The sequence below is a fragment of the Bacillus sp. FSL K6-1560 genome (assembly GCF_038592935.1).
GTDB classification, from domain to species: Bacteria; Bacillota; Bacilli; order Bacillales; family Bacillaceae; genus Bacillus; species Bacillus subtilis.
In genome coordinates this window covers 357,349-378,144 of record NZ_CP151946.1, presented here as the reverse complement: position 1 = coordinate 378,144, position 20,796 = coordinate 357,349, and the positions used below count along the sequence as shown (strand labels likewise).

The 20,796-nt window shown below is 44.9% G+C and carries 27 protein-coding genes; 3 read left to right on the top strand and 24 right to left on the bottom strand.

Annotated features, from left to right (window positions below):
- Nucleotides 1-3 precede the first annotated feature (3 nt).
- From murA to NYE22_RS02080, 3 genes are all read right to left on the bottom strand, one after another.
- A complete protein-coding gene (gene murA / locus NYE22_RS02090; protein ID WP_003227695.1) occupies nucleotides 4-1,314 on the bottom strand; it encodes a UDP-N-acetylglucosamine 1-carboxyvinyltransferase in 1,311 nt (436 codons plus the stop codon).
- A 33-nt stretch (nucleotides 1,315-1,347) separates the two neighbouring features.
- Nucleotides 1,348-2,088: a YwmB family TATA-box binding protein gene (locus NYE22_RS02085; RefSeq protein WP_342412262.1), complete on the bottom strand. Its 741-nt coding sequence runs from the start codon at nucleotides 2,086-2,088 to the stop codon at nucleotides 1,348-1,350.
- Nucleotides 2,089-2,216: 128 nt separating this feature from the next.
- A complete protein-coding gene (locus NYE22_RS02080) occupies nucleotides 2,217-2,447 on the bottom strand; it encodes a DUF1146 family protein (RefSeq protein ID WP_003227691.1) in 231 nt (76 codons plus the stop codon).
- A gap of 169 nt (nucleotides 2,448-2,616) precedes the next feature.
- On the opposite strand from NYE22_RS02080, the gene NYE22_RS02075 reads away from it, so the two are divergent.
- Nucleotides 2,617-3,090, top strand: coding sequence for a hypothetical protein (locus tag NYE22_RS02075; protein WP_339203365.1), 474 nt, complete (start codon nucleotides 2,617-2,619; stop codon nucleotides 3,088-3,090).
- Between the two features lie 33 nt (nucleotides 3,091-3,123).
- Here NYE22_RS02075 and NYE22_RS02070 read toward each other — a convergent pair whose 3' ends face one another.
- The 18 genes from NYE22_RS02070 to spoIIR all read right to left on the bottom strand — a co-directional run bounded on the left by NYE22_RS02070 (nucleotide 3,124) and on the right by spoIIR (nucleotide 17,405).
- Nucleotides 3,124-3,522, bottom strand: a complete 399-nt coding sequence (locus tag NYE22_RS02070; RefSeq protein ID WP_014478254.1) for a F0F1 ATP synthase subunit epsilon — start codon at nucleotides 3,520-3,522, stop codon at nucleotides 3,124-3,126.
- 23 nt (nucleotides 3,523-3,545) lie between these two features.
- The gene (atpD, locus tag NYE22_RS02065) at nucleotides 3,546-4,967 is read right to left on the bottom strand and encodes a F0F1 ATP synthase subunit beta (protein WP_342412261.1); all 1,422 of its coding nucleotides are present in this window, start codon (nucleotides 4,965-4,967) and stop codon (nucleotides 3,546-3,548) included.
- 25 nt (nucleotides 4,968-4,992) lie between these two features.
- Nucleotides 4,993-5,856, bottom strand: coding sequence for an ATP synthase F1 subunit gamma (gene atpG, locus NYE22_RS02060; RefSeq protein WP_003244388.1), 864 nt, complete (start codon nucleotides 5,854-5,856; stop codon nucleotides 4,993-4,995).
- A gap of 76 nt (nucleotides 5,857-5,932) precedes the next feature.
- The gene (gene atpA / locus NYE22_RS02055; protein ID WP_342412260.1) at nucleotides 5,933-7,441 is read right to left on the bottom strand and encodes a F0F1 ATP synthase subunit alpha; all 1,509 of its coding nucleotides are present in this window, start codon (nucleotides 7,439-7,441) and stop codon (nucleotides 5,933-5,935) included.
- Nucleotides 7,442-7,457: 16 nt separating this feature from the next.
- Nucleotides 7,458-8,003 (bottom strand): F0F1 ATP synthase subunit delta, encoded by a 546-nt coding sequence (locus tag NYE22_RS02050; protein WP_017696011.1) that lies wholly within the window; start codon nucleotides 8,001-8,003, stop codon nucleotides 7,458-7,460.
- Nucleotides 8,000-8,512 carry a F0F1 ATP synthase subunit B gene (gene atpF, locus NYE22_RS02045; protein ID WP_003244051.1) on the bottom strand — a complete coding sequence of 171 codons (513 nt, stop codon included), beginning with the start codon at nucleotides 8,510-8,512 and terminating at the stop codon, nucleotides 8,000-8,002. Before atpF ends, NYE22_RS02050 begins: the two co-directional genes overlap by 4 nt.
- A gap of 162 nt (nucleotides 8,513-8,674) precedes the next feature.
- The gene (gene atpE / locus NYE22_RS02040) at nucleotides 8,675-8,887 is read right to left on the bottom strand and encodes a F0F1 ATP synthase subunit C (protein ID WP_003151167.1); all 213 of its coding nucleotides are present in this window, start codon (nucleotides 8,885-8,887) and stop codon (nucleotides 8,675-8,677) included.
- A gap of 45 nt (nucleotides 8,888-8,932) precedes the next feature.
- Nucleotides 8,933-9,667, bottom strand: a complete 735-nt coding sequence (gene atpB, locus NYE22_RS02035; protein WP_003242621.1) for a F0F1 ATP synthase subunit A — start codon at nucleotides 9,665-9,667, stop codon at nucleotides 8,933-8,935.
- A gap of 7 nt (nucleotides 9,668-9,674) precedes the next feature.
- A complete protein-coding gene (gene atpI, locus NYE22_RS02030; RefSeq protein ID WP_003243159.1) occupies nucleotides 9,675-10,058 on the bottom strand; it encodes an ATP synthase subunit I in 384 nt (127 codons plus the stop codon).
- 422 nt (nucleotides 10,059-10,480) lie between these two features.
- Complete coding sequence (gene upp / locus NYE22_RS02025; protein ID WP_003227670.1) at nucleotides 10,481-11,110, bottom strand: uracil phosphoribosyltransferase; 630 nt, start codon at nucleotides 11,108-11,110, stop codon at nucleotides 10,481-10,483.
- Between the two features lie 134 nt (nucleotides 11,111-11,244).
- The gene (glyA, locus tag NYE22_RS02020; protein ID WP_015714869.1) at nucleotides 11,245-12,492 is read right to left on the bottom strand and encodes a serine hydroxymethyltransferase; all 1,248 of its coding nucleotides are present in this window, start codon (nucleotides 12,490-12,492) and stop codon (nucleotides 11,245-11,247) included.
- Nucleotides 12,493-12,698: 206 nt separating this feature from the next.
- Entirely contained in the window at nucleotides 12,699-13,241 is a 543-nt protein-coding gene (locus tag NYE22_RS02015; protein ID WP_003227667.1) for a TIGR01440 family protein, read from the bottom strand.
- A 12-nt stretch (nucleotides 13,242-13,253) separates the two neighbouring features.
- Entirely contained in the window at nucleotides 13,254-13,703 is a 450-nt protein-coding gene (rpiB, locus tag NYE22_RS02010; RefSeq protein WP_003221910.1) for a ribose 5-phosphate isomerase B, read from the bottom strand.
- 156 nt (nucleotides 13,704-13,859) lie between these two features.
- Nucleotides 13,860-14,312, bottom strand: a complete 453-nt coding sequence (gene prpB, locus NYE22_RS02005; protein WP_015384897.1) for a protein arginine phosphatase PrpB — start codon at nucleotides 14,310-14,312, stop codon at nucleotides 13,860-13,862.
- Nucleotides 14,313-14,387: 75 nt separating this feature from the next.
- The gene (locus NYE22_RS02000; protein ID WP_003227661.1) at nucleotides 14,388-14,945 is read right to left on the bottom strand and encodes a manganese efflux pump MntP family protein; all 558 of its coding nucleotides are present in this window, start codon (nucleotides 14,943-14,945) and stop codon (nucleotides 14,388-14,390) included.
- Nucleotides 14,946-15,023: 78 nt separating this feature from the next.
- On the bottom strand, nucleotides 15,024-16,064 hold the full coding sequence (locus tag NYE22_RS01995; RefSeq protein ID WP_153257084.1) for an L-threonylcarbamoyladenylate synthase: 1,041 nt from the start codon (nucleotides 16,062-16,064) through the stop codon (nucleotides 15,024-15,026).
- Nucleotides 16,065-16,220: 156 nt separating this feature from the next.
- Complete coding sequence (locus NYE22_RS01990; RefSeq protein ID WP_153257085.1) at nucleotides 16,221-16,664, bottom strand: hypothetical protein; 444 nt, start codon at nucleotides 16,662-16,664, stop codon at nucleotides 16,221-16,223.
- Nucleotides 16,665-16,730: 66 nt separating this feature from the next.
- The gene (gene spoIIR / locus NYE22_RS01985; RefSeq protein ID WP_003227654.1) at nucleotides 16,731-17,405 is read right to left on the bottom strand and encodes a stage II sporulation protein R; all 675 of its coding nucleotides are present in this window, start codon (nucleotides 17,403-17,405) and stop codon (nucleotides 16,731-16,733) included.
- 140 nt (nucleotides 17,406-17,545) lie between these two features.
- Here spoIIR and NYE22_RS01980 point away from each other — a divergent pair, with 140 nt between their 5' ends.
- A complete protein-coding gene (locus NYE22_RS01980; protein WP_014665730.1) occupies nucleotides 17,546-17,908 on the top strand; it encodes a UPF0715 family protein in 363 nt (120 codons plus the stop codon).
- A 16-nt stretch (nucleotides 17,909-17,924) separates the two neighbouring features.
- On the opposite strand, the gene NYE22_RS01975 is transcribed toward NYE22_RS01980, so the two are convergent.
- From NYE22_RS01975 to prfA, 3 genes are read right to left on the bottom strand one after another with little or no spacing between them, the layout of a single operon-like run.
- On the bottom strand, nucleotides 17,925-18,212 hold the full coding sequence (locus NYE22_RS01975) for a DUF5316 family protein (protein WP_003244050.1): 288 nt from the start codon (nucleotides 18,210-18,212) through the stop codon (nucleotides 17,925-17,927).
- 59 nt (nucleotides 18,213-18,271) lie between these two features.
- Entirely contained in the window at nucleotides 18,272-19,138 is an 867-nt protein-coding gene (gene prmC / locus NYE22_RS01970; protein WP_041850424.1) for a peptide chain release factor N(5)-glutamine methyltransferase, read from the bottom strand.
- A 1-nt stretch (nucleotide 19,139) separates the two neighbouring features.
- Entirely contained in the window at nucleotides 19,140-20,210 is a 1,071-nt protein-coding gene (gene prfA, locus NYE22_RS01965; protein ID WP_003227645.1) for a peptide chain release factor 1, read from the bottom strand.
- A 125-nt stretch (nucleotides 20,211-20,335) separates the two neighbouring features.
- Here prfA and NYE22_RS01960 point away from each other — a divergent pair, with 125 nt between their 5' ends.
- Complete coding sequence (locus tag NYE22_RS01960; RefSeq protein ID WP_082090419.1) at nucleotides 20,336-20,722, top strand: VOC family protein; 387 nt, start codon at nucleotides 20,336-20,338, stop codon at nucleotides 20,720-20,722.
- Nucleotides 20,723-20,796 lie beyond the last annotated feature (74 nt).

Below are 20,796 nucleotides of genomic sequence, written 5' to 3'. Positions count from 1 at the left end.
AGTTTATGCATTTAAGTCAGAAACGACTTCTTTATTCTCTTGCTCAGAAGCAGACTCATCATTTACACGTTCGATGTCTGCACCCAGAGCGGCAAGCTTCTGATGGAAATCAACGTAACCGCGGTCTAAGTGCTTCAATTCAGTAACACGTGTGTGACCTTCAGCCACTAACCCCGCAAGAATCAGCGCTGCACCTGCACGCAAATCAGTCGCTGCAACTTCAGCTCCCTGAAGCTGTACAGGACCGTTAATGATGACAGAACGTCCTTCAATCTTGATATCACCATTCATACGGCGGAATTCTTCCGCATGCATAAAACGGTTTTCAAAAACGGTTTCTGTAATCATGCTTGTGCCGCTTGCACGAAGCAGAAGCGCCATCATTTGTGACTGCATATCAGTCGGGAAGCCCGGGTGAGGCATTGTTTTGATGTCAATCGGTTTAAGTTCTTTCGGGCCGATGACACGCAGACCTTCACCTTCATCCTTAATTGTTACACCCATCTCTTCCATTTTTGCAATTAAAGAGGTGAGGTGTTCAGGAACGGCTCCTTTTACTAATACGTTTCCTTCAGTGATCGCAGCAGCAACCATAAATGTGCCCGCTTCAATGCGGTCAGGAATAATATGGTGTTTTACGCCGTGAAGCTTTTCGACTCCTTCAATTTTGATGGTGCCGGTGCCAGCTCCGCGGATTTTTCCGCCCATGCCGTTGATATAGTTTGCTAAATCAACGATTTCGGGTTCTTTTGCCACGTTTTCCAGCGTTGTTGTTCCTTCAGCTAGAGCGGCTGCCATAATCAGGTTCTCTGTAGCTCCTACACTTGGGAAGTCCAGATAAATTTTTGCGCCTTGCAGTCGGCCTTTTACTTCAGCTTCAATGAAGCCATTACCGACTTTGATTTCTGCGCCCATTGCTTCAAATCCTTTTAAATGCTGATCAATCGGTCTGGAACCAATTGCGCATCCGCCCGGAAGTGCAACTCTTGCATGACCTGTACGCGCAAGAAGCGGCCCCATGACAAGCACAGACGCACGCATTTTACGAACATATTCAAAAGGTGCTTCAGTTTGCAAAGCGTATGAAGCATTTACAGTCACTTCATTATTTTCAAAATGCACATCTGCTCCTAAATGACGCAACACTTCGTTAATTGTATATACATCGGAGAGCGTAGGTACATCACAAATTACGCTTTTTTCTTCACTTGCTAATAAAGATGCAGCGATAACAGGTAAAACGGCATTTTTAGCGCCTTCAACTTTGACTGTGCCGTTTAACTTCTGACCGCCGCGGACGATGATTTTTTCCAAGGTATTCCCCTCCGCGTCCCTAAATTCTCTATATTAATATTCAGTCGTAACGATTGGTGTGCCAACCGTAACGGTATGTTTTCCGCCCATTCCTGCACTTCTAAGTGCAATTTGCAAATTCATTTTATGTTTCGAGGTCATAATGTACTCTTCCCACTCATCTGTAAACGCAGAAATAGAAACGAAATTTGGCTCAACTACATGTTCTACTGATCTTGCTTGAAATTCATTTAATAACTGATTTGCTTTTTTTTGCAAAACAATATTCATATTATCATCTAAGTGACCATTTAGACAAGTAAAAATAACTACTTTTTCTTGGAATATCCCAAGTGTCTCCCGTTCAAACTGTTCATATGTATCATTCCAGCTATCCGGTGTCTCTAGACTCATTTGCTCATATAATAAATACGAAGTTGGATTGTGTTTTTTGAGGGTTGTGACAAGCTGCAGTCTAAAAGAAGTACGATTTTTTTTGTCAGTATATGTGCCAATTGCCTTTATAATTTTATCTTCCCGTGCAATCACCCAATCATATTGACGATACTCTGATTTTAAACGTTGCACTTTTTGATAAAATTCTTTTTCGGTCAGTGACATGTTTTGTTTTGCATGCAATGTCCACTTATCTATTGACACATCTTGGCGTTCCATCCCCTCTGCCATTTGTGCTAACGGCGTTAATTCACTCGCATGAATGGTATGGAAAACAGCAATGACGAAGCTTAACATGACGGAAATGATAATAGCGTGGCTTACTTGTTTTTTCTTCATGTTCATCTCTCCCCCTTATCCCCAGTTTTACCGGAGGCAAGAGGCGCCATACGTAAAAATCTTCGTCAAAACTCGAGCTATTCGCCTCAACCCGCTTCTCCCAACCATTTAATAATGTTCAAAACCTATTAAAATAGATAGGGAAGCTGCTGTGAATAATTGAGGTAATCTAAAAAGAAATTGGCAACGGCCGTTCCAATGGCGATTGTCAGCAAAATCATCAGGAGTCTTGCCTGCACGACTTTGCCTTTTTTGATTAACGGATCTATATTGACGGCTTGCAACGCCCACCAAGTCACTGCTATAAAAATCAGGTGAACGACAATGCCGATTGCAGCCTGCTGTCCCAATACACTCATCTATTACACTCCTTTCTCTGCGTTCATACCCTTTCTTATTATATAAGAAGCACAGATAAAGATGATACATTTTATACAGAACGGAATAATCAGCCAAATCTAGGGCTAATCCCCGCTTAAAGTGCGATTCTTTTACATGGTATACTTTATTGGAAAGGAGCTGGCAAATGTGAATCATTCTTTTTTTCAGCCTGAAAAGCAATATGGTGAGGACCTGCCAATTTTTGATCAGGAATGGGAAGCAATTGCATTCTATTATGATTATAGACAGTCACAGATTGAAGAACTGAATGAATTGTGTCAGTTTTTTAACATTTCTCTTACCTATACGAGAGAAAGCCTTGAAGAGCTTGAAAACCTTTATTTTCAAAGTATACAAGAGCTTTTGCTTGCTGATTGGAATCTTCCTATTGAAGAATTCGAGAAAATGATCAGTGTTTATCTTATAGATTGCGTGATTGCCCGCCATGAAGATGCTGAATGGGTTGTAAAACCTTATCCCTATAAAGACGGCGCTTATACACTTGGCTTTAGAAGACATCACAAATCGTGGCATACAATGAATGCCTGTGATGGTTTATACCTGCGTCCAAAAGAGGATCGCCCGCTGTTATCGCTGTTTGATTCTCTTGTGCGTTCATAAAAAAATCCTTCTCATAAAGAGAAGGATTTTTTCTTATTTCCCTGCTACATCCAATCTGTTCAAAGCCCGCTGTAACGCAAGCTCAGCCCGACGAATGTCAGTATCATCTGATTGAGAATTCAAACGCTCCTGCGCCCGCTGGCGTGCAGCTTCAGCGCGCTCTTTATCGATGCCTTCCGCTGTCTCGGCAGCCTGGGCAAGGATGGTGACCTGATCAGGACGGACTTCGACAAATCCGCCGCTGACGGCAACCATTTCAGTCTGCCCGTCTTTTTTCAGACGGACAGCGCCGATTTTAAGAGGAGCCACGGTTGGAATATGGCCTGGCAAAATACCGAGATCGCCGCTTTCGGCTCTCACACTCACCATTTCGATATCCGCATCGTATACTGGGCCGTCGGGAGTAACGATATTGACTTTAACGGTCTTCATGCTTTTACCCTCCTAGGACCAGATTAAACTTCTACACCCATTTCTTTTGCTTTCTCAACAACTTCTTCGATACGGCCTACAAGACGGAATGCATCTTCTGGAAGATGGTCATATTTACCGGCTAAGATTTCTTTGAAGCCTTGTACCGTCTCTTTTACAGGCACGTAAGAACCTTTTTGTCCAGTGAACTGTTCAGCCACGTGGAAGTTCTGAGAAAGGAAGAACTGGATACGGCGTGCGCGGTGAACGACAAGTTTGTCTTCCTCGCCTAATTCATCCATACCGAGAATCGCAATGATATCTTGAAGCTCTTTGTAACGCTGAAGCGTTGACTGTACTTCACGCGCAACCGCATAGTGCTCTTCTCCGACAATTTCAGGAGCAAGGGCGCGTGATGTAGATGCCAACGGATCAACCGCAGGGTAAATACCCATTTCAGTTAATTTACGCTCAAGGTTTGTTGTCGCATCCAAGTGAGCGAACGTTGTTGCCGGCGCCGGGTCAGTGTAGTCATCGGCAGGCACGTAGATCGCCTGGATAGATGTAACTGATCCAACATTCGTAGACGTGATACGCTCTTGGAGCTGACCCATCTCAGTTGCAAGCGTCGGCTGATAACCAACCGCTGAAGGCATACGGCCAAGAAGGGCTGAAACCTCTGAACCCGCTTGTGTGAAACGGAAAATGTTATCGATAAAGAACAGTACGTCCTGTCCTTGTACATCACGGAAGTGCTCAGCCATTGTAAGGCCTGTCAAAGCAACACGCATACGTGCGCCCGGCGGCTCGTTCATTTGTCCGAATACCATGGCTGTTTTGTTGATTACGCCAGAGTCACTCATTTCGTAGAAAAGGTCGTTTCCTTCACGAGTACGCTCTCCTACGCCGGCGAATACAGAGATACCGCCGTGCTCTTGCGCGATGTTGTTGATTAATTCCTGGATTAATACGGTTTTACCTACACCGGCACCACCGAACAATCCGATTTTACCGCCCTTAATGTAAGGAGCAAGCAAATCAACAACCTTAATACCTGTTTCAAGAATTTCAACTTCTGTTGAAAGCTGATCGAATGAAGGCGCCTGTCTGTGAATCGGATCCTTTTTCGCATCCGCAGGAACCGGCTCATTCAAATCAATATTTTTTCCGAGAACGTTAAAAACACGTCCAAGTGTTACATCACCAACCGGTACTGAGATTGGCGCTCCTGTATCTACAGCTTCCATACCGCGCTGAACACCATCCGTAGATGCCATTGCGATTGTACGGACTGTATCATCACCTAAATGAAGAGCGACCTCAAGCGTTAAATCAATACCTACTTCGTTTTCACTTGCAGCTGGCTGTGAAATTTTAATCGCATTATAAATTTCAGGCAAGTGACCGTCTTCAAAACGCACGTCGACGACCGGTCCTAATACCTGGCTAACGCGTCCTTTCTTCATCGCTATCCCTCCTGACAAAATCTTTCTATTCTAAAGCGGCTGCTCCGCCGACAATTTCCGTAATTTCTTGTGTGATGGCTGCTTGGCGAGCGCGGTTGTAAGAAAGCGAAAGTGAATCGATAAGTTCCTTCGCGTTGTCTGTCGCATTTTTCATCGCCGTCATTCTTGCAGCGTGCTCACTTGCTTTACTGTCAAGAAGCGCACCGAAGATTAAGCTTTCTGCATATTGAGGAAGCAAAACCTCCAGAACCTCCTCTTCAGATGGTTCAAATTCATAAGACGCCGTTCTTTTTCCGCCGCCGCTGCCCAAATCAGATAACGGCAGAAGTTTTTTCTCCGTTACTTCTTGAGTAATGGCGCTGACAAAATGGTTATAAACAAGGTGCAATTCATCAAACGCACCGTCTATAAACATTTGGATCGTTTGACGGGCAAGATCTTTAATTTCTGTAAACGTCACTTCATCCCCAAGTCCTGTTAACTCGGAAATGATCGGAATCTCACGTTTCTTAAAGAAATCACGGCCCACTCTTCCGATGGCAATCACCGCATACTCATCCTTAGACTGATGACGTTCTTGCATGGCCTGATAAGCACTCCGTAAAACCGAACTGTTAAAAGCGCCGGCAAGACCGCGGTCAGACGTAATGACAAGGTATGCCGTTTTTTTCACTTCTCTGCTGAGAAGCATCGGGTGCTTCACGTTGCCGGAAACTCTTCCGACGTTTGACACAACCTCTTGGATTTTATCCATATATGGCACAAATGATTTTGCATTGTTTTCAGCACGATTCAGCTTAGCCGCAGATACCATCTGCATGGCTTTTGTAATCTGACTTGTTTTTTTCGTTGACGTGATCCTTGACTTAATATCGCGTAATGAGGCCAAAGATTTCACCACCTTTTCTCTTCATCTGCGTAAAAAGAGAGAAAAAGAGAACCTTTTTCTCTCATCAGCATTCGAGTTAGTTGCTTGGTGCAAATGTGCGTTTGAAGCCTTCGATTGCAGCATTGAAGTCTTCATCAGCAGGAAGGTTTCCTGTTTTCGCAATTCCGTCAAGCAGGTCTTTATGGTTTTGGTCAAGGTACATGTAGTACTCTTCTTCAAAACGTCTGATATCCGCCACAGGAATATCATCGAGATATCCTTTTGTCAGCGCATAAAGAATGGCTACTTGCTTTTCAACCGGAAGCGGCTTGTTCAGATCCTGCTTCAGCACTTCAACTGTACGCGCACCGCGGTTCAGTTTTGCCTGAGTCGCTTGGTCGAGGTCAGAACCGAATTGAGAGAATGCTTCCAGCTCACGGTATGACGCAAGGTCAAGACGCAAAGTACCTGATACTTTTTTCATCGCTTTGATTTGCGCTGAGCCGCCGACACGGGATACAGACAATCCGGCATTGATCGCTGGACGTACGCCTGAGAAGAACAAATCAGATTGCAGGAAGATCTGTCCGTCGGTGATGGAAATGACGTTCGTCGGAATATAAGCAGAGATATCTCCGGCTTGTGTTTCTACGAACGGCAGAGCTGTAATTGATCCTGCGCCTTTCGCGTCGCTAAGCTTTGCTGCACGCTCAAGCAGACGGGAATGAAGATAGAATACATCCCCAGGGAACGCTTCACGGCCTGGCGGACGGCGAAGAAGCAAGGACAGCTCACGGTAAGCAGCCGCTTGTTTAGAAAGATCATCGTATACAACAAGAACGTGCTTGCCGCTGTACATAAATTCTTCTGCCATTGTAACCCCAGCATACGGTGCCAGGTACAGAAGCGGTGCCGGCTGTGACGCAGACGCCGTTACAACAATTGTATAATCAAGCGCGCCGTGTTTACGCAATGTTTCTACTACGCCGCGGACTGTTGATTCTTTTTGACCGATCGCAACATATACGCAGATCATGTCTTGGTCTTTTTGGTTCAGAATCGCATCGATCGCAACAGATGTTTTACCTGTTTGACGGTCACCGATGATCAGCTCACGCTGGCCGCGGCCGATTGGAATCAGGGCATCGATCGCTTTGATACCGGTTTGAAGCGGTTCATGAACGGATTTACGGTCCATAACGCCTGGTGCAGGGCTCTCAATCGGACGAGTTTTGCTTGTAAGGATCGGGCCAAGTCCGTCTACCGGCTGGCCTAACGGATTTACAATACGGCCGATTAACTCTTCACCAACAGGAACCTCCATGATGCGGCCTGTTCTTTTTACTTCGTCTCCCTCACGGATCTCACTGAAAGGTCCTAAGATGACGATACCTACGTTTGATTCCTCAAGGTTTTGAGCCATACCCAAAACACCGTTTGAAAATTCGACAAGTTCACCGGCCATACAGTTATCAAGGCCGTGCACACGTGCAATACCGTCACCGACTTGGATGACTGTACCTACGTCTTGAACTTCAATATCAGATTGATAATTTTGTATTTGCTGTTTTATCAGCGTGCTAATCTCTTCAGCTTTGATGCTCACTTAGGTTTCACCCCTTCTATCGATTTTCCCCGGCTAATTGACGTTCAATGCGCTGAAGCTTCCCGCTTACGCTGCCGTCATAAATCCGGTTTCCAATGCGGACTTTAATGCCGCCTATTAAATCCGTCTGCACTTCATTTCTGATTCTCAGTGAAGCGACTCCGGCTTTTTTTGCAAACACTTGTGATAATGGTAACATTTCTGCATCCGTCAGCGGTTTCACTGAATATACGATTGCGTCTTCTGTTTGACGGGCCTCATTTGCGAGTTTGATAAACTCATCTGTGAGCTCAGGCACAATCGCGGCACGATGGCGGTCAATCAAAAGAAAAATCGTATTAAGCACGGACTGTGACAAAGAGCCAAATGCATTTTGGATCAGCTCTTTTTTCTTCGCAGCCGGCACCTTCGGATGGTTCAACACATCATTAAGCGCTTTTTCATTTTGAAATACTTGTTTTACAACAGTTAGCTCTTCTTCTACTTGATTCAGCTGAGCGGACTCATTGGCTATATCAAAAAGAGCTGATGCATATCGTTTAGAGACAGCTGATCCACTCATCGGCTTTCTCCTACCTCTTTAAGATAGTCCTGGATCAATTTCTCTTGCGCTTGTTCATCCAGTTCTTTTTCGATCACTTTCGACGCAATCATGACAGAAAGAGACGCTACTTGCTCACGGAGAGCAGAAACCGCCTGTTCTTTTTCCTTCACGATTTCAGTTCTTGCTGCTTCTTTCAGACGTTCAGATTCTGCACGTGCAGCCTGAATAATCTCTTCTTTTTGCTTCTCTCCCAGTTTCTTTGCGTTTTCGATAAGAGTTTGGGATTCCTGTCTTGCTTCTTTTAAAAGAACGCGCTGCTCTTCAATCAGCTGCTGCGCTTCTTTATTTTTTTCTTCAGCAGACGTAATTTCTCCAGCGATGTGGTCTTCACGCTGTTTCATTATGTTTAATAGCGGCCCTAAAGCGTATTTCTTCAGAAGCGCTAATAAGATTAACATAGCTAACAGTTGGAACAGGATATCTCCGCCGTTAAACGACAATCCTAGTTCAAGTGGTAATTGAGACATCTACTACGGCAACTCCCTTCTGCAGGTTTTTCTTTGCTGATCCAGCAGCCGCACTTGTCTCTTTTCAGCCGGCAAGGCGGGATGCTTATCAGACATAAAGCAATGGCGAAGGTTCTCTTGGAATGATCTTCGCCATTTTTAGTTCATATAAGGCTTTTATGCTTAGCCAAAGAACGCTAAGAATGCGATAACGACAGCGATAATAGGAAGGGCTTCAACTAATGCGATACCCATGAACATAAGAGTTCTCAGTTCTTTACCTGCTTCCGGCTGACGGGCAATCCCCTCTACCGTACGTGAAACAATCAAACCGTTACCAATACCTGCACCAAGTGCGCCTAAACCAATTGCAATCGCAGCTGCTATTAAATTCATGAAAAAGTTCCTCCTTTAAAATGTTATCCGTTTGGATATAATGTTTTAATGATCATGACTGATTTTATGAGACATGTACACCATCGTCAGCATTGTAAAGATAAATGCCTGGATAGCACCAATAAATAAACTGAATGCTTGCCATGCCAGCATCGGCAGAATGGCACCGATTGTACCGACAAGACCGAGAGCCACGCTTTGCGAATAATGGCTTGTTGCTAATCCCGCAAGCAGGCCGAGAAGAATCTCACCGGCGAAGATGTTACCATACAGCCGCAAACCTAGAGTCAGCGTATTCGCAAACTCTTCGATGATTTTCATCGGGAGCATGAATGGAACAGGTCTTAAATAGTCTTTGGAATATTCCTTGAGCCCTTTCATCTTCACACCATAGTAGTGGGTTAAAGCAACAACCATCACGGCTAGCGTTAATGTAATGGCAGGATCGGCTGTCGGAGACTTCCACCAGAGCTCATGTCCGATTGTAATAGAGAACGGCAGCCCCAGCATATTCGACACAAATATGTACATCAGCAATGTGACACCAAGTGCCAAGAAGTTAGCCCCTGTTTTTAAATCCATTGTACTGCCAATAATATTGCGGACGAAATCAACAATCCATTCCATAAAGTTCTGGGCTTTTCCGGGACGGATCGAAAGCGTTCTTGTCGTCAATATAGCAATCAATAAAACAATCACACTCGCCACAGTAATCATCAGAATGTTTGTCAGATTAAAAGTAAGACCTAGAAATTCTATAGTTCTGTAACCATGATTCAAAGGGTTTTCACCTCTCTTCCATTGATGAACGTTTAAGCTGGATAAAGGAATCTATCATAATGACAGGGTATATTGTCATTAATCCAATAACTGTACTTGCCATATGAAAGTATTCGGGATTTTTATAGGCAACAGCCACAGCAAGAATCGCATTGCACCACCGCGCTGCGCTCCCGAGAGATCGTATGGACTTTCCTTTCTCAACAGCTCTGTCAAAAGCATTCATTCTTCTGACGAGCAGTAAAAAATTAAACAAACTGAAAACAGTTCCCAGAATAAGGCCTAAAAAAACGGTTTTATACGCTGTTAAACCATAACCCAGTACATACACTGCCAAAATGAACAATAAATATTTGCGTTGTCTGCTAAATGTAAGCTTGGGATCGTCCATCAATTATCTGTCTCCTGATGAAAAAATAATGTATAGCTTGGATACGGCAAAAATCAGCGGTTAACCCTTAGTAGAAGACCTTTTTTGACCGGCAAAACGGGCCTGTTCGAAAAAATCATTCATCCGCAAGCCTTGCAGGGATGCTGTTTCATTCGCTTAAATAAATCCTCATAATACGGGTTTGCTGAGAGGATTTACATTGAGGATGAGGACTATAATGAAAGCTATGAAAACCTTCTCATAATACCCTCGTTTAGCATACAATAGCCCCTAACATGTGTCAATCTGTTTAAAGTTAAAAAACTTTTTATACTTTACGTCTCCACAGAATGTTCACATTTTCACCTATAATTGTATACAGATTCACCGAATAGCAAAAAACTGGATAAAAAAATGAAACCCCCTTTTGGGGATTTCATTTTTTATTTTGTTCCAAACATGCGGTCACCCGCATCTCCGAGACCTGGAACAATATAACCTTTTTCATTTAATTTTTCATCTAACGCCGCAATGTAAATATCAACGTCCGAATGATGCTTCTGCAATTCTTCCACACCCTCCGGCGCTGCTACAAGACACATGAAACGGATATTTTTCGCACCGCGTTTTTTAAGGCTGTGAATGGCTTCAACTGCGGAACCGCCTGTAGCGAGCATCGGGTCAACCACGATGAATTCACGCTCTTCCACATCAGAAGGAAGCTTGACATAGTATTCCACGGGTTTTAAGGTTTCTGGATCACGGTAAAGGCCGACATGTCCCACTTTTGCCGCAGGAATCAGCTTTAAAATGCCGTCAACCATTCCCAATCCTGCTCTGAGGATAGGAACCACTCCGAGTTTTTTCCCTGAGATGACTTTCGATTTCGCAGCCTGAACCGGTGTATTGATATCCACTTCTTCCAGAGGAAGATCGCGGGTAATTTCAAATGCCATGAGTGTAGCCACTTCATCTACTAACTCTCTAAAATCCTTCGTACCTGTATTTTCATTCCGTATATATGTCAGCTTGTGCTGAATTAAAGGATGATCAAATACATAAACCTTTCCCATACTGTGTTTCAGCTCCTTTTTTATTGTCCCATCAACAATTACACACTTCTATTGATTCTACAAAAAAAGACATTGAGTTTCAAGAACATCGTCAAAAAACCCGCCGGGCATAAGCCCCAGCGGGTTTTAGGATCTTAATAATCTAATTCTTTATATAAAGGAAATTTATCAGTCAGAGCAGCTACACGCTGTCTTGCTTCTTCAAGTTTTCCTTCATCTTCGTGGTTTTTCAATGCAAGCGCAATGATAGCACCGACTTCTTCTAATGCGTCTCCGTCAAAACCGCGGCTGGTTACAGCAGCTGTACCAAGACGGATGCCGCTTGTTACGAAAGGTTTTTCAGGATCATATGGAATCGCGTTTTTGTTAGACGTAATACCGATTTCATCAAGTACATGCTCCGCAACCTTACCAGTCAGTCCGAGCGAACGAAGGTCAACAAGGATAAGGTGGTTGTCTGTTCCGCCTGAAACGAGCTGGATGCCCTCTTTCGTTAAGGCTTCAGCCAGACGTTTCGCGTTTGAAATGACGTTTTCTGCATATGTTTTGAAATCGTCCTGCAATACTTCACCGAATGAAACAGCTTTTGCGGCAATAACGTGCATCAGCGGGCCGCCTTGAATTCCAGGGAAGATCGATTTATCAATTTTCTTGCCAAACTCTTCACGGCAAAGGATCATACCGCCTCGAGGACCGCGAAGTGTTTTATGTGTTGTTGTTGTAACGAAATCAGCGTAAGGAACCGGGTTTGGATGAAGGCCTGCCGCAACAAGTCCTGCGATATGTGCCATATCCACCATGAAGTAAGCGCCGACTTCATCAGCAATTTCACGGAATTTCTTAAAGTCGATTGTACGAGGATACGCACTTGCTCCTGCTACGATAAGCTTCGGTTTATGAGCGAGGGCTTTTTCACGCACGTCATCGTAATCAATATATTGAGTTTCTTTATCTACGCCGTACTCAACAAAGTTATATTGAACACCGCTGAAGTTGACTGGGCTTCCGTGTGTTAAATGGCCGCCGTGGGAGAGGTTCATCCCAAGTACAGTATCGCCTTGCTCCAAAATCGTGAAGTACACTGCCATGTTTGCTTGCGCGCCTGAATGAGGCTGAACGTTTACATGCTCCGCTCCAAAGATTTCCTTCGCGCGGTCACGGGCGATATCTTCAACGACATCGACGTGCTCGCATCCGCCGTAGTAGCGTTTGCCCGGATATCCTTCTGCGTACTTATTTGTCAAAACAGATCCTTGTGCTTCCATAACCGCTTCACTTACAAAGTTCTCAGAAGCAATCAATTCGATCTTAGTCTGTTGGCGTTCACGCTCATTTTTAATGGCGTTAAACACTTGTTCGTCTTGCGCAGGTAAATGTTTCATCAGCGAGATCCTCTCCTATCCGTATCCTGTTCTTTGTTTTTACCATCACTATTGTACATGGTTTTTAAGGCCGATGTAAAAGATTATTTTTAAAAAATCTAAATTTTTATTGGTAAAAACGAATATTAATAACTTAAATTTAATTTAAAGTTCGGAATTTATTTCACTGCCTTAAAATAAAAGAAAAGACTGGCTATGCAGTCCTTTCACTCGCACTCATAAACCGCCCGCACTCCGCCGATTAGTTTCGGCCGTGTACGCGCCAATGTCACATGAGCTGAACCGAGGCTGTTTTGAGAGACACGCACAGGGACAGCCACCGGCTTCAGATGCATGCCGATAAACGTATCGCCTATATCAATTCCGGCGTCAGCCTGAATGGTTTCAACAAGAACAGGAGACTTCATCTGCTTAAACGCATAAGACGCCATCGCTCCGCCCGCTTTTGGAACGGGCACGGCAGAAACGGTTGGAAGCCTGAACAGCTTGGCCGTTTCTGCTTCGACGACAAGCGCTCTGTTTAAATGCTCGCAGCATTGAAACGCCAGATGGATTCCCGTTTTTTCCCGAAGCTCAGCAAGTCCGCTGTAGATGCTTTCAGCGATATCTACACTGCCCGATGTGCCGATCCGGCTGCCGGCCACTTCGCTCGTGCTGCATCCAAGGACGAAGAGCTGATCTTGTTTCAATTCCGCTTGGTCCTGAAACTCAGACAGCATCGTCTTCCACGTTTGTTTCAACTCATTCATTAAACAGCACCCCTACAGGTTTTTCTCTTCATAATCTGAGATTTTTCCAATACGCGTTTGGTGTCTTCCCCCGGTAAACTCAGTAGTCAGCCAGATTTTTGCGATTTCCCGAGCCAAACCAGGTCCGATCACCCGTTCACCCATCGCAAGGATGTTTGTGTCATTATGCTCCCTCGTCGCCTTCGCGCTGAAGGTATCGTGCGCCAGCGCGCAGCGAATCCCTTTTACTTTATTAGCGGAAATGCTCATGCCGATGCCTGTCCCGCAAATTAAAATGCCTCTGTCAACTTCGCCGCTAACCACTTTTTCGGCCACCGGAAAAGCATAATCCGGATAATCGACAGAGCCGCTGCCGCAGTCACAGCCCATATCAATATATTCAATTTGCAATTCGTCCATTAACTCTTTGATTTCATTTCGAATGTGAACGCCGCCATGATCCGATGCAATGGCTACTTTCATCTGCTTTTCCTCCCAGCGTGTGTGATGCGGCCCGCCCGCTTTATTGACCGCGCAGCCTGTCCGCTCTTTGATTCACACCATATGATGTGCTTTTCACTATATTCTACTCCTTCACGCAGGATTTGCAAATGACCTGTTTACAGATTTTCTGACAACTTATCTGCGGTCTTTTTTCAGCTGTTTTGCCAGCTGCCGAAGAAGCTCTTCAAGCTCATCTCGCGTTTGTTTATAGATGTCAATTGAGCCGCCGAACGGATCGATGACATCACCATGGCTGCCTGTGACATATTCTTTTAACGTAAACACTTTATCACGATAACGTCCAAATTGGCTGGCAATGATCTGCTTGTGCTGATGGGTCATAGCCAGAACCAAATCAGCCGACTCCATATGTTCTTCAGTTAATGGAGAAGACACATGATTAAGGGCAATGTGTTTTTCAAACAGCGCTTCGACTGCATGAGGCGTCGCTTTCCCATTAGGTGAAGCAAACACGCCTGCCGAGCGGACATTGACATTCAGCCCTTCCATTTCTGCAATTGATTTAAAAAGCGCCTCAGCCATTGGGCTGCGGCACGTATTTCCAGTACAGACAAAAATAATATCCATGTCAGTCACCCCTTATTTTTCTCTATTATATATGAAGAAAAAAGAAACGGCGACTTCGTTTCTTTTATTGGTATATTAAATTGGCAAAAGCAGCTTTAGTCCAAACACGATTAATATGATGCCCCCGAGCGCTTCGCTGTATGTGCCAAGCCAAGACTGCACTTGTTTTCCGACCAGCAGGCCCAGCCATGTCAACATCATGCTGAACAGCCCGAACAGGGTAATTGTGAGGAGCGGATGCGAGCCGTATATCCCCAAGCTCAAGCCGACGGAAAAGCTGTCAAGGCTGACGCCGATGGCAAACAGCAATAAGCCCGGCCCTGCCGGTGACATGAATCGTTCTTCTGACTGTTTAAAAGAGGCCATAAGCATTTGAACCCCAAGAACAAAAAGCAGCGCCCCACCGATATAAACCGCTAACACGCCGAGGAGCCCTGACAGCATGTTACCGGCCGCCATCCCTGCGAGAGGCATGATGACGTGAAAGAGGCCGATGATGAAACCAATATAGAATATCTGCTTCTTTCTAAGTTTGACCATGCCCATTCCAAGGCCGACAGAAAAAGCATCCATCCCTAAAGCAAACGCCATGATGCTTAATGTAATCAGTTCGCCTATAAACAAATCCGACATACATAAATAACCCCCTTGGACACGCCCCGCTTTTTTAGCCTATGCGTGTCCAAAAAGGGTTAGAACATCTGACTGCTTTCAGCGAATCACTCTTCCTCCGGCGGCTTTCATCAGCCTGTTCATAATAGCAAGACCGACACCTGTGTCCGGAAAGGATTCCGCAATAATGAAATCCACCTTATTCTCATCAAAGCTGCGCAAAGCATCATACAGCCCTGCCGCAACAGTCTCAAGCTGAGCCCGTCTTCCGCAGCTCTTTACATAATCAGCGGAATAAACGCCCGCGTTTTCTTCTGTCGTCAGGACACCGACCCGTCTTCCGCCCTGTTGATATTCTTGAATGAGGTGCTGAATGCGCTCTGGGCTGCCTTCGCAAATGGCAAGAGGCGCTGTCGGCGCATAATGTGTATATTTCATCCCTGGAGAAATCGGCTTCTCGTTTTGGTCGCTGAGCCCTTTATCCACATGGATCGGCCCGATCACCGCTTCAATTTGTTCCTTCGTAATGCCGCCAGGACGCAAGAGAACAGGGATGTCGTCCGCACATGAAAGCACGGTTGATTCGACCCCGATTCCGGTAGGGCCTCCATCCATAATACCGGCTATGCGGCCATCCAAGTCGTGAGCCACATGGTCTGCTTTTGTGGGACTTGGTTTGCCTGATAGATTGGCGCTCGGTGCTGCAATCGGCAGTCCCGATTCGCGAATCAATGCAAGGGCAAGCGGATGATCCGGCATTCTAATGGCAACCGTTTCAAGACCTGCCGTTACACGAGGTGAAAGCGCATCAGGTTTGCAAGGCAGAATGAGCGTAAGTGCTCCCGGCCAAAACCGTTTCATCAATGTTTTCGCCTTTTCCGGCGCCGGGCCCGTTAAATCCTCAAGCTGGCTGATATCCGCAATGTGGACAATCAGGGGATTATCGCTCGGCCGCCCTTTCGCCTCATATATTTTTTTGACGGCATCCGTATTTTTTGCGTTTGCGCCTAGGCCATATACTGTTTCTGTCGGAAAGGCAACGACCTCATTTTCTCGGAGCAAAGCGGCTGCTTGTGCAATTTGTGGATCATTTGTGGATAACTCGTCAGTTACATCCACAAACCATCTTTTCGTTTTCATTTCTGACCAAACTCCTTATTCACAACAATAAAACGATTGTTTTACGCGTGTAATCCTTTTGAAAGTATAAAAGATGTCCTGTAATAAAACAAGCGTTATCCACAAATTGTGGACAACGCTAATAAAGAAGTGGATAAGTATGTGTATAAACTGCACTTATCCAGACGCTTTTTTCATCAAAACGGCTCCTTCTGTTTGCCGCGATTCACAGAAGTGATCAGAAGAAAACAGCTCCTCCGGTACACTCTCAGCTCTTTCAAAACCCATGGCCGTCAGAAAGTCCGCAGAGGAATGCTGATTTGCTACTAGGTACACGGTTTTGATCTGATGCTTTTCGCACAGCACCTCCATGCTTTGAAAAAGCGTGACAATGTGGCCTTGGTGAAGCTTGTCCGATATGACAAGTGATCGCAGCAGCCCCTGGTCACAGCTTATTTTTTCAATACCGAGGCATCCGGCAATGTTTTTCTCACTGTCCTCCAGCATAAGAAATTGAGTGAAGCCCTCTTTCACGCCTTCATAGCTGGTTTTTGCCTGTTTTAAAAATGCCTCGAGCACATCTCCGTCTTTTTCCCTTGCCTCCCGCAGTTGATAAAACATCCGTTCACCCCGTTTTTGCGTTCTTTCTTCCAATCTATGAAGCAAATCTATTTTTAGACCAGATGATTAGGAAAAAAGATCGGAAATCCATTCGACTAAAAAGAATTTCACTTCTGTGCCGTCTTCTTTTTCTTCGTTCTCTTCTTTTTTGGCTTTTTCCGCTTTAGCAGTTACGTCCTCAAGCACTTTTTCAGTCTGCTTTTTTGAGGCTTCTTTATCTTCTTGTTCTTTGACGGCTTCCCCGTTAGAAAAATCGAGAAAGCAGAGGGGCGGGAACAGCACACACCACCAGTTGGCTCCGTCTCCGTTTCCAAGCGTAATCAAAATCGCTTCATACTCACCGGCAGGATATACCATGTTGCCGTAAAGCTTTGTCGGAAACGAGATTTTGTCAAAATCAACGGATATCGACTGATTCGCTCCTTCTTTCTCCATTGTTTCCTTTGCAATTGCTTTGATTTCAGGCAGCTTTGAACGAATCACGCGACGCGCTTCTTCAATAGAAGTAATATCCTTTACCCAAGTTGTGATTTCTTTATTCACCGCGTCTCTTATATGACGTTTTAATTGCTGATCTTGGTCACTATCGCTGTTTGCCAATATTCTCAGACGAATCGCCTGATCCGGTATGACCACCGGCTGATTTTCCGATTTCTGTGCCGTCTCTTCTTTTGCCAGCCCTACGAGCGCTCCAGATAGTAAAAGAAAGATATATATACAAATGATTACTGTTTTTTTCATCGGTCCCCACCGTTCCTCTCCGTGCTTTGTTTCTAGCCCTATTATGGACAAGTAGAGCCAGGGGTAAACGTGCAGGGTGAAAAAAATCTAGCAAGCTGTTAATCTTATTTATGGTACGATAGTGTTTTAGGAGGTTTAAGATGAAATACAATTATACAGTGCTGTTATCAGCATTCACGATGTCCGTTCTTTATTCAGTAATTTATATTCATTCATTTATCATTGCCGCTCTCATCACAATGGCATTTTATTTTCTGTTTCCTTATTTGATCTTCGCACTGCCGCTTCAAATCATGATGAATAAAAAGCCGAAACGGTTCAGCCCTTTGTATCTGCTGTATTACCTTGTCGCTGCTTTTATTGCCAACGCGATCATTTTCGGCGTGCTTCAGCCTTCGGGACAATCTTTGTTTCAAAATACAGCCTTCTATCTTTTCGCTGTATTAACAGCTCTTATCTATTGGATATGGGACTCTGTTTTACTGCAAAAAAAGGAAGCCTAAGAGGCTTCCTTTTTTATTAAAACAAAATCGTCAGCAAATAACATAGAATGGAAGGTATCGCCGCAACAAAGAAAGCGGCCGCCATTTTCATGCGAGATGTACGGCCTTCTTTGGTTTCTGAATGGTAGTTTGCCCGCTGATCGCTTCCGCTTACAGCCAAACCCGATGTAATGATCGCGAGCCCCACTAAAACGAGAGACGCAACGCCAAAAATCGCTTCATATGAAAGAGCCTGCGGAAAAATGGTGCCAATCATGCTCTCAATCGCAATGAGCAGGATTCCTGCTGTCAGGGCCTTTTTCATGTTTACATCCCCTTTGCTGGTGTTAAACAGCTTGATCCATTCACTCGCCAGCAAGCTGCTTATTTATTTTTATGAATCAGAGCGCATATGGTTCTGTCTTTTCCATTAATATCTTTCAGCACTTCCACTTCCGCTCCCTTAAACGCCTTGAGGATCAGGTCTTTGACCGCCGCTCCCTGTTTCCACCCGATTTCAAAAACAACAAATACTTTATCCTTCATGACAAGCGGAATGTCTTCCATAAACCGCTTATAAAATTTCAGCCCGTCTCCGCCATCGGTGAGCGCGTGCAGCGGCTCATGAAAACGGACAATTTCCGATAGATCAGCCATTTCTTCCTCTGATATATATGGCGGGTTTGAGACAATGATATCCGCTTTTTTTCCCGCCTTAATAAAAGGCTCAAGCAGATCGCCCTGATAAAAGCGCACATTTGCTCCGAGTTTTTCTGCATTGGCAGAGGCGACTTGCAGCGCCTCTTTCGAAATATCGACCGCCGACACAGAAAAGTTTTGGTTTTCAAGCGCAAGCGTGACGGCTATTGCGCCGCTCCCTGTACCAACGTCAACAACTTCGAGCTTGCCGTCTTCAGAAAAGACACTCCGATATTTTTCAAGCAAATGAAAGACAACTTCTTCAGTTTCCGGCCGCGGGATCAGCACATCATCATTCACCATAAATTCCCGTCCATAAAAAAACTCTTTTCCTATAATGTATTGAACCGGCACGCCCTCTTTATGCATCTCAACGTGACGCTTAAAGCGATACAGCTCGTCTTCACCAATCGGTTCCTGTAAGCTTGCGAGCAGTTTGCTTCTCTCCATTCCGGTATCATAAAGCAATAGGAGCTCGGCAGCATTTTCTTCTCTTCCCGCTTCGGTTAAATAAGAAGAAGCCCATTTCAGGGCTTCGAATATCGTCTTCATCTTAACCTTCCGACTGCTGAAGCTTGCTTGCCTGATCTTCAACAATCAGCGCTTCAACCACTTCGTCAAGTTTTCCTTCAAGAATCTGATCAAGCTTTTGAATCGTCAAACCGATTCTGTGATCCGTCACACGGTTTTGCGGGAAGTTGTATGTGCGGATACGTTCAGAGCGGTCACCAGATCCGACTGCTGATTTCCGTGTTTGATCATATTCAGCCTGGGCTTCCTGCTGAAATTTATCATAGATTCTGGCACGGAGAACCTTCATTGCTTTTTCTTTGTTCTTAATTTGAGATTTTTCATCCTGGCATGATACAACTACACCTGTCGGCAAGTGAGTCAGACGAACCGCAGACATTGTTGTATTAACGCTTTGTCCGCCCGGTCCGCTTGAAGCAAACGTATCGACACGGATATCCTTCTCATGGATGTCAACCTCTACCTCTTCTGCCTCAGGAAGACATGCTACTGTTGCAGTGGATGTATGGATGCGTCCGCCTGATTCTGTTTCCGGAACACGCTGTACGCGGTGGGCGCCGTTTTCATATTTGAGTTTAGAATACGCGCCGCTTCCCGTAATCATAAAGATGATCTCTTTGTAGCCGCCTGTTCCGGTTACATTCGCTTCCATGACCTCTGTTTTCCAGCCCTGAAGCTCGGCATAACGGGAATACATTCTGTACAGATTGCCCGCGAATAAAGCGGCTTCCTCGCCTCCCGCGGCTCCGCGGATCTCCATAATAACGTTTTTATCATCATTAGGATCTTTCGGGATCAAGAGCACTTTCAGCCGTTCTGACAGTGTTTCCGTTTCCTTCTGAAGTTCAGAAATCTCTTCCTTCACCATGTCGCGCATCTCAGCGTCCAGCTTCTCTTCAAGCATCGCTTTTGCATCAGCCAGCTGTTCTGACGCATCTCTGTATTGTCTATATACGTCAACTGTTTCTTGTATATCAGATTGCTCTTTTGAATATTCTCTCAGCTTTTTCGGATCGTTGACTACTTCTGGATCGCTCAAAAGCTCATTTAATTTCTCGTATCGTTCTTCAATTGATTTTAAACGGTCTAACACGGTCTTCACCTCTGTTTTCCTGTGCGTAACATTCTCATTATAGTATAGTGATTAACCCCAGTCAAAAGCATTTCAATCCCAGCTGGAAAAGCCCCCTCTGCTATACTGGAATTCGAGGAGGGATGATGTTGCTGAAATCCATACATCATATTGCAATCATATGTTCAGATTACGAAAAGTCGAAAGCTTTCTACGTACATAAGCTTGGTTTTCAGGTGATTCAAGAAACGTACCGCGAAGAGCGCGGCTCCTATAAGCTTGATTTGTCGCTTAACGGCTCGTATGTCATTGAGCTGTTCTCGTTTCCCAATCCGCCCGAACGACAAACCCGGCCTGAAGCCGCAGGCCTGCGCCACCTCGCCTTTACAGTCAGCAGCTTGGATAAGGCGGTTCAGGAGCTTCATGAAAAAGGAATCGAAACAGAGCCAATCAGAACAGACCCGCTGACCGGCAAACGTTTCACCTTCTTTTTTGATCCTGACCAGCTTCCATTAGAACTGTATGAACAATAACAGTTTTTGAAGAAAAAAAGGAGATACCCACTTTCTTTGCCGAATCTTTTCTTGTTTTGTCTAACGGGAAGGGA